The 15,191-nt window shown below is 37.0% G+C and carries 6 protein-coding genes; 1 reads left to right on the plus strand and 5 read right to left on the minus strand.

Features of this window, described 5'->3' with window-relative positions; genetic code table 11:
• Window positions 1–1,447 precede the first annotated feature (1,447 nt).
• On the minus strand, window positions 1,448–6,478 hold the full coding sequence (locus ACP6PM_RS28240) for a response regulator (protein ID WP_426590217.1): 5,031 nt from the start codon (window positions 6,476–6,478) through the stop codon (window positions 1,448–1,450).
• A gap of 1,550 nt (window positions 6,479–8,028) precedes the next feature.
• Here ACP6PM_RS28240 and ACP6PM_RS28245 point away from each other — a divergent pair.
• On the plus strand, window positions 8,029–10,992 hold the full coding sequence (locus ACP6PM_RS28245; RefSeq protein ID WP_426590218.1) for an insulinase family protein: 2,964 nt from the start codon (window positions 8,029–8,031) through the stop codon (window positions 10,990–10,992).
• A gap of 163 nt (window positions 10,993–11,155) precedes the next feature.
• Here ACP6PM_RS28245 and ACP6PM_RS28250 read toward each other — a convergent pair whose 3' ends face one another.
• From ACP6PM_RS28250 to ACP6PM_RS28265, 4 genes are all read right to left on the minus strand, one after another.
• Window positions 11,156–11,320, minus strand: coding sequence for a hypothetical protein (locus tag ACP6PM_RS28250; RefSeq protein ID WP_426590219.1), 165 nt, complete (start codon window positions 11,318–11,320; stop codon window positions 11,156–11,158).
• A gap of 95 nt (window positions 11,321–11,415) precedes the next feature.
• Window positions 11,416–11,856, minus strand: coding sequence for a peptidoglycan-binding domain-containing protein (locus tag ACP6PM_RS28255; protein WP_426590220.1), 441 nt, complete (start codon window positions 11,854–11,856; stop codon window positions 11,416–11,418).
• 272 nt (window positions 11,857–12,128) lie between these two features.
• Window positions 12,129–12,446, minus strand: a complete 318-nt coding sequence (locus ACP6PM_RS28260; RefSeq protein ID WP_426590221.1) for a peptidoglycan-binding domain-containing protein — start codon at window positions 12,444–12,446, stop codon at window positions 12,129–12,131.
• A gap of 561 nt (window positions 12,447–13,007) precedes the next feature.
• Window positions 13,008–14,894, minus strand: coding sequence for a peptidoglycan D,D-transpeptidase FtsI family protein (locus ACP6PM_RS28265; protein ID WP_426590222.1), 1,887 nt, complete (start codon window positions 14,892–14,894; stop codon window positions 13,008–13,010).
• Window positions 14,895–15,191 lie beyond the last annotated feature (297 nt).

Below are 15,191 nucleotides of genomic sequence, written 5' to 3' on the forward strand. Positions count from 1 at the left end.
ACTGTGTGGTTTATATACCTGAAAAGGGCTAATACCAAATTGATGAATAGACCTCTCCAGAAAATAAACTTGCTCTTTATTTAAGACAAGCTAGAGTTGTAAAATTCACTCTCCGAAATCATTTTTCGTATCTTTTTCGTGAAAATATATACCCTGTTCCCAGTTAAGTGTTCCCTACTAGCCACAAAAAATCTATATCTTTTTCACCAGATGTCTAATGTTTGCTACAAATAGCTAGGGTATTTCTTAGGAGTCAACCTACCCCTAACCCCTCCCAGGAGGGGGAGTCAGTCCTCAGGAGTCAGAATGAATAAGTTTGATACATTTTTTTGTATCGTAACTTATCTTTTTCGTCAAATACAAATTTCCGATAAAATCTTTTAATAGTGTTTATTATTCGTAACATTCTTTTTTCATGCATGGTATGACTAAATATATCCTTTCTCTTTCTTATACTAGGAAATACAACATATTTTATATATAAGTAATTATCATAAGTAGTCGTGCTTTTAGAAATTTCCTAGTTAAAAAAGGGAACACTTAATTGGGAACACTTAATATCATGTCCGGATAATGAGTGATAAAAAATTTTTGTTTGTAGTAGGGCTTTAGCCCTAAATTATAGAAGTTGCTCAAGCCTTACTACAAGCTTTAATTATAACTATTCAACCAGACATGATATAACAGGAAAATAGGATGTGTAATTAATTTTGCATAGGAACTTAATTTGATATTAATAGACTGTCGATCGACTAAATACTCAAGCTTGAATACCATCATAAATTAAAATTCTATAGCTTATAGTAAAGGGAGGTATTTCATCTCCAAATACCTACAGTTATTGTGGCAAATAGCTGCGTTTTTTTACCTCCCCTCAGTTAAGCTGTTTCCTCTTCCATTTTTGATATTTGCTTGACAAACAATCTCTAATATCATGTCCGGATAAACAGTGATAAATAATTAGGGAGGATTCAGGAGTCAGGAGTCAGGATTCAGGAGTCAGGAGTCAGAAGGAAGAAAGAAGGTTTGGGAAGAAAAATTTTTTTATCATTAATTAAGCGGACATGATATAACACTAAAAGTATCTTCTCTCAGGGGGTAAAAAGGGTCTCATATCAAATCCGGTAGCATTGGTGTAATTAGATAAAGATGCTGGGGAGATGGGGAGATTCGGAGATGGGGAGATTCGGAGATGGGGAGATATAGAAAGATTTAGCAATAACTGAAGATGGAACATTTTTTTATACCGAATTAAGCGGATTTGATATCAAAACTATTTTTGGCAAGGGTTTAAAGAATATAAACAACCGTTTAAAATTTCCTAACAAGTTGAGTTTTCAGTACATACAGAGTTTTTTTAAGAGTCAATCTATCAAAAATATATCATTAATAGGACGCGGACATTTATAAATGCTCAAACTTAGTCAGGAATTAATTCTGACTTCAGCTATAATTTGTGTTTTAAAGCTTCTATTACTCTTTCATATTCACCATCAACTTGTAACAACAAATCAGTTCCTTCTATGATTAGATCGGAACCAGATAAATTGCTCAATTTATCACATAAACTAGCAAGATTTATCCCCCCTATCTTAGCACTACTAGCTCCTAAACTTTGGGCTGCTAGTTTTAAATTTTCAGTAGAATTGATTGCAATTGCATTGAAAATTAGTTCCATCTGATGAGGAGAATTTTGTAAATAATCTTCAATTATTTGACTGTTGCGAATAGAATCTAAAACTATTAAATCTAAAACAGAATCATCCTGACTTTGAGACTCAATAGTATCAACAAATTCACTGCTAGTATCAGAGGAAATATTTCTAGTTACAGAAGTTTCTTGAGCAGTTGAAAAATCAATATTTTTACTAGATTTAAAATTAATTAATCCCTGTTTGAATTGTTCATACTCAATTTCTAATAAAGGAAAAATTTCTGCTGCTCCCATAGTAGTATTTTTACGTCCTAAATTTTCCAATTGATTACATATATTCCCTAAAGTAACTCCTCCGAGATTAGCACTACTAGAACGTAGAACATGAGCAGATCTTCGTAATTCATTAGCATCATTAGCTACAATTGCCTCTAGAATTGCTGCTAATCTACTAGGGGCAAAATTGAGATAATCTTCAATAATTTCACCTAAAAGTTCCTTACCTCCCATACTTATAATTGACTCTAACATTTTAACATCTAACATTGATTTAGGCTTGATGAGAGAATCCTTTTTAATATTCTTGCTCAATTGTTGATTAGTCTTTGTATCATTAATATTTTTCCATGTTGTTATGTCTATATCAATTCTGCAAGCTTGTTGTAGTGCTTGGGCTAACTCCGGAACTTTCATAGGTTTAGTGATAAAATTATCCATGCCAACTTCCAAACATTTATCCCGCTCTTCTGCCATAGCATTAGCAGTAATAGCAATAATCTGGGGGCATAATTCAGGCGACCATTGCTGACGAATAATACGAGTAGCTTCCAATCCATCCATTTCCGGCATTTGCACATCCATCAACACCACATCATAAGGTTGACGTTGCAAAGCTTCTAAAACTTCTATGCCATTTGCTGCCACATCTGCTTGGTATCCTAACTGCTTTAGCTGTAGCAGGACAACCTTTTGATTGACTACATTATCTTCTGCCAATAATATTCGCAGGTTTTCTACTGGCTTAACTTCACTTTCTGAAGCAGTAGGCAACTTTTCGGTATCGTTTTTTTCTCCTGTAAAAATCTTAATCAAAGTTTGATAAAGTACAGATACTCTAATTGGTTTATGAATAACTGCAGCAAAATTAATATCTTGACATTTTTCCGGCAATTTATATTCTTTCATATTGCTCAAAAGCACCAAAGGTAAATCCCGATCTAAAGTCTGTTCGCGAATTGTTTGAGCTAGGGTACAGTCATCCATTTCAGACATTGACCTATCTAATATTACCAAATCAAATTTTATTCCCTGATTAATTAAATCAATAGCTTTAGCACCAGACTCAACTGCCCAAGTTAACATTCCCCAAGACTCTCCTTGTGTAGTCAGCATTTGTCGGTTAGTTGCATTATCATCTACGATGAGTAATCGTTTTTTAGCTAAATATTGCTTTGCCTCTTCATTAATATCCGTTGTTTGTGGAACAGATGGAGCAAGGATTGAAAAGTAGAAAGTTGAACCTCGACCCAATTCACTCTCAACCCAGATTTTACCCTCCATCAATTCAGCTAACTGTTGGCTAATTGCTAAACCTAGACCAGTACCACCATAATTACGAGTAATTGAAGAATCACCCTGAGTAAAAGACTTAAACAAGTATTCTATATTCTCTGGAGCAATACCAATACCAGTATCTTGCACAGCAAATTGAATTTCGTAAATATCATTATTACTAATTTGCTCCACCAAAGATGCTTGCACGCGAACTGTTACTTCCCCAGCATCAGTAAATTTAATGGCATTACTGAGTAAATTTACTAGAACTTGTCGCACACGACCAACATCTCCAATTATTATCTGGGGTGTTTGAGGTTCTAGCGCATAAACTAACTCTATATTTTTCTCCTGCGCTCTTACAGCTAACAGACTCAACGTTTCCTCAATACATTGTTGTAAATCAAAAGTTTGTTTTTCTAACTCTAATCTTTGAGAATTAACTTTCGAGAAGTCGAGGATATCATTAATGAGAGTCAATAAACCATTCCCACTTGCGCGAATAGTTTCCGCAAAATCTCTTTGCTCAGGTTGTAACTCTGTATTTAGCAGCAAACCAGTCATACCAATAACAGCATTCATGGGAGTCCGAAGCTCGTGACTCATTGTGGCAATAAATTCACTTTTAGCTTTGGTTGCTGTTTCTGCTGCTTTTTTCGCCTCCTCCAAAGCACGATTTTTCTTAATTAACTCTTGTTGTCCCTTCACTTCTTGCTCTAACAGATGACCATGAGCGATCGCTATACCGACTTGTTCTGCTATTGCTTCTAATAATTCAATTTCTTCTGTTGTCCATTCACGGAAAGAGTCACATTGATGTAATCCTATAATACCATTAGCTTTTCCTTGATAAGAGGTTCGCACTGCCAACATAGATTTGAGATTGAGCTGGCGACATAAATCTGTCATTGGTTTTAGCAATGGTTCGGTATATACATTGGGAGTATAAATTGCTTGGTCTTGGGATAAAACTTTTTCAGCGTGAGGATTACCTATAACTAGAACGTTTAATTTTAGTGAAGACTGATGTCCTGATTCTAAATATTCACTGACAAAGCTTATTTCTGGTGTTTGCTTGGCAATATAGTCAAGAATAACACAGCGATTTACTTGAAAAGCAACACCTACTTGTTCAGCAGTAGTCTGAAAAATTGTTTGAACATCTAAACTCTGGCGAATTTCTTCGCTAATTTTCCTCAACAAGTTGCTGCGTTCAAGTTGTCTTTCTAGAATTATATTTGCTTGCTGACGTTCGATTTCATTGCCTACCCACTGAGCCATCAATTTTAAAATTTGGCGATCGCTATCTTTAAATGGTTTAGTACGTTTACTGAAACTAGTAAAACAAAGTACACCATAAGGCTGTTTTCCTACTACCACAGGAGTACCTATATATGTTTCTAAACCAAAAGTATTGTAAGCAGGATGCTCACACCATTTTGATGCTTGAGCAGATTCAAAGCATATCAGTTTTCCCGAACGAAAAGTCTCACCACAAAAAGTTTGGTCTAAATCAAACTCATCTCCTGGTTTAACTACAACATCAACCCGCTTTGACTTTTGCACAGCAATGACTTTGTAGCGATCGCCATGAACACTTCCCAGAAAACCCAGTTCAAATTCAAAATATTTTCTTCCCAATGACAGAAGACCTTGTATCCTTTGGTCAAAGTTCAGATTTGGTGCAGAAGCTACTTTGTACAAAGCATGAACAGCAGATTCTCCTGCTCGCTTTTCTTGTTCTATTTCTTTGCGTTCCCTAATATCGCGAACAAAAGCACAATTGTACTCTTTACCATTAAATTCTAGATAATTGGCACTAATCTCTACTGGAATAATCTCACCTTCATTATTTTTATGAGCGCCTTCCCATCTCAAAGAACCACTTTGTTTCAGTTCTTGCCAATGTTCCCTCCACTTTTCTGTAGATGAAAATATGACATCAATATCCCAAACACTCATTTTGAGAAGTTCTGTCTGGGAATAACCGAGAGTCTGACAAGCAACTTCATTTACATAGAAAAATTTGGCATCAGGACCCATAAAATAAACTGCATCGATAGCTGTATCTAAAGAAAACTGACTTAGTTCTAAAGCTTCCTCAGCCTGTTTGCGTTGGGTAATATTGTTAAGAATGCCAGATACCCCAATAATTGTCCCATTTTCATCTTGCACGATATTGGCCAACATTTCAGCCCAACAAAGCCCTTTGCCATTAGTAAGATAGAGTATTTCACATTCAAAGTCTAATTTTTTACCTTGCATTAAACCTTGGAATTTCTCTATAGCATCTTGGCGGTTTTCTAGATCAATATAGTCAATAAAGCTTTTTCCCAGAGTTTCTTCTACTGTAAACCCAGTAATTTTCTCCCACGCAGGATTCAGAAATGTCCATAAACCCGTTGTATCTGTTTGGAAAATCACCTCCTGAATATTCTCAATCACAGAACGATATTTATCTTCCTGTTTTACCAGAGCAATTTCTGCTTGTTCCCGTTCTATTATTTGGTGTCTTAAATTTGCTAAAGTCTCTTGAATTTGGGTAGCTATTTGGTTTAGACTACCATGGAGAATACCCATTTCATCATTGTGTTTAATATCAGAGTTTTGGTCTAATTCTCCTTCTGCTAGTGCTTGGGCAAGCTTAGTTAATCTTTGCAATGGAATACCAACCTGTCGCTGAAACAGAATCATTATGATTATTACTAAAATTCCACTTATAAGGAGAGAAATACTTAGTGTTTTAACAGCATTTTGGAATAATTCTGTTTTAATCTGTTCTAGTGAAACACCTACTCTTAATTCTCCAATGTATTGACCATTATTAATAATTTGACGATTAATTTCATGTATATTAGATTTTGTTTTTAGGTGATTAATAATTTGGAAATTACTGTTATTTTTGAAATTATTATCTTGAATAAATCTAGCGATTTCCGGATTTTCTAAATCGATATAACCTTTGAGCAGAGTTCCTTCGTAATTAACAATAGCACTGTAAATAATATCCCGCTCAAGAATAGTTTGTTTCATCAATATTTCCAGGGTGGGGGAGTCTGGTTTAACGATATCTTCCCCAGTGATAGCAATTAACAACTGGAGTTCATCCTTAGCTTTTTGGTCTAGTTTCTCTATTTGCCATTGCCAGTTATGTTTGATTAAGACTACTTCTGTTATTAAGTTAATGCTGATTAATATCAGACTTGTTATTCCTAAATAGCGAACTGCAATACTATTAAACCAGTTATTCTTCAGAGATTTTTGATTCATTATCATTACTTATAGGTATTGAAAAAAGAAGAAGGAAGATAAAAGTTGGGAAAAATGGATGGGGATACTTTCACCAAACCCCTCTGCCTATACTAACCTATAGTAATCCTAAATAGGTTGCGGGGAATCAAAAAGTAAAGAAAAAAAACTTAAACTCTTACCAGTTAAGAGTTAAGTATTCCCTGTTCCCTGTTTCCTAAAAAGCAGTAAGATTTTTGACAGTAATAAAATAGAATTGCTATATAATAGAAAAGATAATTTTTAAGTTTAATTATTTTGATTTGAAGCAAGTTGAAAGTTAAGTATCCCAATTTTTTAATCTTTGAGTTTTAGCTACTTTTGTTTCATTCCGCAAAATGTATTACTGTAATTATATCACATTTATTTCAGTTTTATAGATTTATTTTTGGGTCAATTAACTTCTGCTAAGAGCCTTGTATGGACAAAATTATTACTCTAAGCAAAAAAGCTGATAGTTGAATGCTAATTAGGAGCAATTACTTATAATTAAATATGAGTATATATCTTTTAATTTTTTTCAATGAACAATTATACAGTTGAATGAGGCAGAAAATTGAGGGTTAAAAATTCAGAAAATTTTACCGAATAATTAAGGTTTAAAGCCTCTCATGAGCAAGGAGAAACAAGCGGTCGTTAGCGGAGCATGACCTAGGATGGGATGGCGAGGTTTCCCGCTCTTGCAGAGCCGCGAACGCTTTTCATGTCGCGCAGCGTTAACGCGCGTTGTGCGGAACGCTAAACGCCAGATCCAATCGACCAAGAGAAGGAAAAATTTTCATGATTAGTCAATCCTCTCCTTGAAAAGAAGAGGTAATAATTAATTATTAATTATTAATTATTAATTGTTGAATTATTTTAGATCAGCATTCAGCGTTTAATATTAAATAACAAGGATAGAAATGATTTTTAGATGTAAGCATTTCCCTGCCGGAATGCTCCGCAAATAGCTAGCTCCCTGGTCAGATCTGATGTATGACAGCAATAACTGCTAAGATTAGCAATTGAACTATTATAAATACTTTTAATCCTCCCTCAATACTATCAATACTAATTCCACTTCTGGCTGACAATAAGTTAATCACGCTATGGTTAATAGCTGACAGGTAAATGCTTACTTTTAAATTACAAAAAATTATCTGTTAGAGAGTGTTTATAGCGCTACGCATTAAGGTTAGGACATTTATACATCCTGAAACCCTTTGACACTTTACTATTCCCTATTCCCTATTCCCTATTCCCTAGCGCGTAGCGCTATATCAACAAAATATTCAAGCTGGAACATCGCCATAAATGTAAATTAATAGCTAATTTTCCCCTTAAAAGGGTAGGCTTTCAACCTGAAGAATTAATAATTACAGCAGATTCCAGGTTAATGTGGTATAATTGAGAGAATGAATATTTTTTGCCTCTTCCCAAACTCCCCACCTCCCTACTCCCTGGAAACAACCCTACCTGACGAGGAGAGTAAACCGAACAGCAGAAATAACTTAAACTAAGAAAAAGTAAACATTCATAGTAATTCATTTTCTATGCCTCTATTAACCGAAAGAACTTTAGAAGTTGGACAAAAATTAGAAGGCTTTGAAGTAAAAGCCATTACTGACCTGAAGCAACAGCAGATGGTGGCATATCAACTAGAACATCTCAAAACAGGTGCCAAACTACTACACTTATATTCAGAAGATGCCGAAAATCTATTTTCAATTAGTTTTCCCACTCCCCCTCCAAATAGTACAGGAGTACCCCACATTTTAGAACATTCTGTACTAGCAGGTTCAAAAAAATATCCTGTACGGGAACCATTTTTTGAAATGCTAAAAATGAGTCCGGCAACCTTTATCAATGCCATGACCGGTCCTGACTGCACATATTATCCAGTCTCCAGTAAAGTCAAACAAGACCTATTCAACTTGGCAGAAGTATACTTTGATGCCGTATTCCATCCGCTGCTGACTGAAAATACGTTTAAACGAGAAGGACATCATCTAGCTCCTGCTGACCCCGAAAATCCAACAGGAAAATTAAAATTTACAGGGGTAGTTTACAACGAAATGAGTGGAGCTTTTTCTGACCCCGAACAAAGGTTAGAAAGTATTGCTAACCAGAGTCTATTTCCTGATAACATTTATGGTCTGGAATCCGGAGGCGACCCCAAAAATATTCCCGAACTCACTTACGAAGACTTCCGTGACTTCCATGCTAACTACTATCATCCCAGTAATGCTTACTTCGTTTTCTACGGCAATATTCCCACTCCCGAATATCTCAACTTTTTAGCCCAAAAATTAGAAGCTTTTGAAAGACGGGAACCCAATATTAATATTAATCCTCAGTCTCAATGGAGTGAACCTCAGTTCAAAGAAGAATCTTATCCTGTTAGTGCAGCAGATGAAACAACAGAGAAAACTTACATAATGCTCAAATGGTTGGTGGGAGATAGCACCAACTCTGACGAATGGGTAGCTTTAGATATTCTCAGTCGTATTTTATTGGGAAATGAAGCAGCACCATTGAAAAAAGCGATCGTTGAGTCTCAAATTGGTCAAGACTTACTGAGTTCTGGGGTAGATCGTGTTGGTAAAGAAACTACTTTCCATGTGGGTATTCAAGGCAGCGAACCAGACCGTGGTGAAACATTTACTCAGTTAGTCATCAATACCCTAGAAACAATTGCTGGTGGTGAAATTGAATCTAGTATCGTTGAAGCAGCATTTCAACAGGCAACCTATCAAAACCAAGAAATAGCTCGAATGTACCCTTTGCGGATGTTGTTCCGGGTGATGCAAACTTGGATTTATGGTAACGACCCATTGACCCTTTTACATATTGGTGATCGCCTCGCCGAATGTAAACAACGTTATGCTGAAAATCCTAACTATTTCAACGACTTAATTCGGGAAAAATTACTCAACAACTCCCACCGTTTGACTCTGGTCTTAAAACCAGACCAAGAATGGCAATCTAATTATGACCAAGAAGTAGTCGCACAAGTCGAACAGATACGTTCTCAATTAACTCCAGAACAACTAGAGCGCATCGCTACTGAAGCAGAGGAATTAGAAGTGGAGTCAGGAACTCCCAATGCTCCCGAAGAAGTAGCTAAACTGCCTCAACTACAAGTAAGCGACTTACCCGAAAAACCAGAACATATTCCTACTGATGTCGAAGAACTTGATGGTGGAGTTACACTATTACGGAATCATGTGTTGGCAAATGGAGTAAATTATTTACAACTAGACTTTAGTTTACGGGGGTTGCCCGAAGATTTGTGGTTGTACGTATCTAGTTATATAGATGCACTCCGGAAATTAGGTGCAGGAGAAATGAACTACGAACAGGTTGCTCGTGGAATAGCTTCTTATACTGGCGGAATTAATTTTCAATGTCAGTTGCGGACTTATGCTCAAGACGCCTATCGCCCTGTGTATGGGCTTCGTGTTACCATGAAAACCCTGGATGAACAGATTGAACCAGCATTAGAGTTGTTGCGGAATATGATTTTTGCAGTTAACCCCCGCGATACAGCTCGACTACGGGAAGTGATGATTCAGTCTCATGCTCAATGTAGTTCCGATTTGATTTACAATGGCATCTACACAGCTATGTTGCGAGCTAGTGCTGGCATGACATCAGAAGGTAAGATTAGCGAAATTGTTAATGGTTTGCCTCAACTGGAGTTGCTGAATAAAGTATGCGATCGCTTTGATGAGCATGGGGCAAATATGATGGCTAAGATTGAAACTCTCCGGGATTATATAGCAAATCAACCTTTGACTGCTAGTTTTACTGGTTCGGATAGTGCTTATGAAGTAGTACAGAAAAATCTTTCGGAGTGGGGGAGTCAGCAACAGCAACAAGAAGGAGATATTTTTCCTAGTCGCTTTGAACCAATTTACAATGTGAGGGAAGGTTTAGCAGGTCCAGTACAGGTAGCTTATTGCGTTCAGACTATGCCAGCACCTCACTTCAGTAACGAAAGAGCACCACTTTTAAGGTTAGGCGCTCATTTATTAGGTTTGGGTTATCTATTCAGTGAAATTCGTCTGAAGGGTAATGCTTACGGTGCAGGATGTAGTTACAGTGGTTTAGGAAAGACTGTTTCTCTGTATTCCTATCGCGACCCCCATGTTAGTCGTACTCTGGATGTATTTGCTGGTTTGATAGATTACCTCAAGGATGTAGATTGGACTCAGACTGATGTTGACCGGGCAATTATTGCTACAACTCAGGATGATTCTCCCGTGCTGCGTCCAGAAACAGCGACAAGTTTAGCTTTGGAACGTTATCTGACAGCGAAAACTGCTGAACTCAGGGAGGAACGTTATGAGCGATCGCTGAAAGCTACAGTGGTGGATGTGAAACAAACTTTATTGGATGTGTTTACTGCGGGGATGGAACGTAATAATATTTGCGTGATGTCTTCTCGCGAGAAATTAGAAGAAGCAAATCACCATCGGGAGGCAGATCCATTGAATATTTCTGATATTATGTAATCAGGAATATTAAACAAGAAACCGGGTTTATAATACAAATCCGGTTTCTATGCTTTAGATTTGAGAGCAGTTTTCATTAACATAGAGTACAGAGATTTGGGCTTAAAGGCAGAAAGAAGGTAGAGAGAGGGCAGAAGTTTCTCCGCAAGACGTGGGAGAAAGCTTATCGTGATGTGGTTGTGAAGGGTAAATTTAAACTCCAGTTATTCTGCTCAAAAATAAACTCACTGTAATCAGCTAAGTCATCAAGTCCTACTAAATTTAGCCAAATCTCTAAACTTAACCAGACTGTTATTCTGACCAATAAAGTTTTCCATCTAACTCGCATCGGAGTATTCTCCTCAAATCTCATCTGTGTGAATAACTGAAGTCCTCAGTGGGAGCGGTGAACTCCCACACTTGGATAATACAACTTAAAAATCGTTAATCTTTAATCCGATCAATCAGCAGAACATACCATGTATTTTGACCCACAATGCCATCAACTGCTAAAGACATATCTTTTTGGAATTGCTTGACAGCTTTTTCAGTGTTTGAACCAAAAATACCGTCTACAACTAGATTGCCATAACCGATTTCATTCAGGGTGATTTGCAGACTTTCAACATCATTACCCCTGCTATTCCGACTGAGAGTAGGAGGCACTAAAGCTTTCCAAGTTTGAGAACCAACAACACCATCCACTGTTAAATTTCGGTCTTTTTGGAACTGCTTAACTGCAGTGTCAGTGCGGGAACCAAAGATGCCATCTTCCACTAAAGAACCATAGCCAGCGTTATTCAGAAGCCGTTGGACTAAAGTCACATCAGAACCGATGCTTCCATTGCGTAAAATCGGTAAAGAAAAAGAACTTGAAACAGTCATTGTTAATTCTCCTGTATTGAGATAAGTGAGTATGAGAAATTAGATGGGTTTGATGAGGCACAAACCGCTTTCATTTAGGGCAAGACCTATTTAGAAGTCTGTTTCCGTGGGGTATACCGTACATGGTAGTGTAATAGATGAAACTCACTCAGACCAAAGATTCGGCTCCAAATCTGTGTTGATAATTAGGCAGAATTTGATTCATCATCATTTTGCCATCGCAGTTTCATCCTAAATATCACTAGATATTTACCACTACCAGTATTTTGGTTTTAATAAGTGTATTTGAAGATAGCATCACCCAACGCTTTCCATGTTTCAGGACCCACCACTCCATCTACTGTGATGTCAGGTGATGGAAAAGGAAAAATAGCGTTATAATTTGCTTGAAATTCAGTTACTATTTGTCGGCATTGATTATCGTACTGAGCATCAAATTTCACATTAGTTGTAATCAGAGATGGTCTACCTTGTTGCACACCAAACCAATAGATTGAGGATAGTAACTGTTCAAGAAAGCGAACAGCATCTCCGCTATCACCCTCTTTTAAAAGAGGTAAAGTTGATACAGTCATTGTTGATATAGCCATTTGAGAAAACTCCTTATTGCTTCATTACAAACAATAGTAACCAAGGTTTATTTGCAGTAACGAAAAATGACACTTAATTTCCAGTTGAATTTTAAATAAGACTTTCTCTCGAAATTTTCCATCACAACTGTGAATTCCCAATTCACTTCAAAACAAAAATCCAACTTTTATAGCCAAATTATTCACAATTTAACCTCCTCAGCGGAAAAATTGAAATAGCACTCAGCGGTCAGCTATCAGCTTCTAGCAGCTTGTGTAATGGGGGATACTTAAGAGAAGCCACTCCGCGTCTAGAAACCCCCACGCAAAGCGCACCACCCGCTTTTTCGCTCTATAGTGGGGGACTTAAACCCTTGGATTTTTAGCGCTCTAGCTAAATGCGCTCAAACTAATAGACATCTCCAAAAATAAAAAGTAAAGTCAATTATTATCCATAAATTATCAATTCCTCCTCCCTATTCCCTATTCTCTATTCCCTATTCCCTGTTCCCTGTTCCCTCTTTTCTGGAGATGTCTAATAGCTAATAGCTAGTTAACTGATAACTGATAACTGAAATGACTTCACTTAGACCTGACATTAGAAGGAGGAATTTGCTCAATATTAATCAAAGACTTAATCACCGACTTAACAACAGGAGCAGCAACCCTTCCCCCACTACCCCTAACAGGTTCATCAATAACTGCCAAAACTACATAACGGGGAGACTCCACAGGCAAAATACCCACAAAACTTGTAACTTTAGCACTCTTAGAATAACCCCCAGTTTCAGAAGCTTTTTGAGCCGTACCAGTTTTACCAGCAATTCGATATCCACGCAGTCTAGCTTTTTTACCAGTACCACCCTCAACCACCTTTTCCATCATTGCCAGAACTTTTGTGGTAGTGTCAGAAGAAAAAACCTGTTTAGGTTGTGGCAAAGGTAACTGCCAATATGGTTGCCCCTTACTATCAAATAATCCACGGACAACATGGGGTGTCACCAACTTCCCCCCATTTGCTAAAGCTGCATTCAGTTGTGCTAGTTTCAGCGGTGTCAGAGAAAACCCCTGACCAAAAGCAGTAGTCGCCGCTTCCACTGGCACCATTAAAAACTGGTTTCTACCCTTCAAAATGCTAGCTGCTTCAAAAGGTAAGTCTGTGCCAGTAGTATCCTCTAATCCTAGACGTTTGAGACCATCATAAAAAACAGCTCGTGGCATTTGTTCAATAATTTTAACCATACCGATATTACTAGAATGTTTAATAATCTCAGTTACACTCCGGGCACCACCGCCACCACCAGAATTAAATATAGACCAAGTGCCAATTACCATTTTACCTGTATCGTAAAATACACTATCTTCTTCAATCGCTCCTACCTCTAAAGCTAAGGCCACATTTATTGGTTTAAAGGTCGAACCTGGTTCATAAACATCTGTTACGGCCCAATTCTTGAACAATGTCACGTCATAGTTATAGTATTGATTAGGGTCATAAGAAGGTTCTGATACCAGAGATAATATAGAACCATCAGCAGCGTCCATTACTATGACAGTACCTCGCTTGGCCTCATATTCTTCTAACTGTTTTTGAAGTATTGTTCGTACCGATCGTTGTAAGCGAGAGTCAATAGTTAGGTGTAGGGAAAGGTCATCTAACTGTAAAAAACCTGTGGTTAGTTTATCAGGTACCAGAGCGCCTTTGATTAAGCGCCGAAATTGGATTGTTTCTATAGAGCGTTCTAAGAGATTTTGTTGACTATATTCAATTCCCGCTTGACCTTTGCTTTCTCCATCTACATATCCTACTACTTCAGCTACTAATTCTTTCTGAGGATAGAGGCGTTGTGGGTGTTGAATTAATTCTAAGCCATCAACAAATAAATCATTAATTTTATTTGCAGTTTCTTGGGATATTAAGTCGGCAATTTTTATACCTGTTTCTCTTTGATTAAATATTTGGAGTAAGTCATTAGAAGTTAGGGTTTTTTCCAAATTTGCTCCTTCTAGAACAGTTGATAATTGGTAAGCAACTTCTTGTTTGGAGCGGTTAAAAATTTTGGGGTGAGCATAGAGAGTGTATGCTACTTTATCAATTGCTAAAACATTGCCGTTTCTATCAACTATTGGTCGTCTGGGAATGAAAGGATTTGATTGTACAGTTTGCTGTTGTTGGGCTATTTTTTGTAATGCTTTGCCCTGCACCACTTGTAAACGAAATAGGTTAATTATTAATCCTACTAAGCCTAACATTAGAAGTATCCAGACTTGGTAAAGTCTCGATGTTCGACATTTTTCAGGGTTTTCTTTAGAGGGTGTTAATAGTGATTTTTGACCATTATTTCTGACATAATTTGTTTCGCCTTGAGGGTTTTTATTTTTAAGATGAGAAGTAGATTTTTCTGTTTGTTTGCGGTTGAAAGACCTACGACGAAGTTGGGAATTTGAAGGATAGTTAGAAGTAGCCATTTCAGTGATTTTAGGGAATAGGGAATAAGGAACAGGGAACAGAGAACAGGGAATAAAAATACAAAAAGATAACTGTATCTCACGAGCTTGAGAAACGCTATACTTTTGATTTTTAACTTTTAACTTTGATTAATTCTTACTTTTGAATTTTGAATTTTGAATTTTGAATTTTTCAATGAAGTTGGGAATTTGAAGGATAGTCAGAAGTAACCATTTCAGTGATTTTAGGGAATAGGGAATAGGGAACAGGGAACAGAGAACAGGGAATAAAAATACAAAAAGATAACTGTATCTCAC

It is taken from the genome of Dapis brunnea BLCC-M229, assembly GCF_050015995.1.
Taxonomy (GTDB): domain Bacteria; phylum Cyanobacteriota; class Cyanobacteriia; order Cyanobacteriales; family Microcoleaceae; genus Trichodesmium.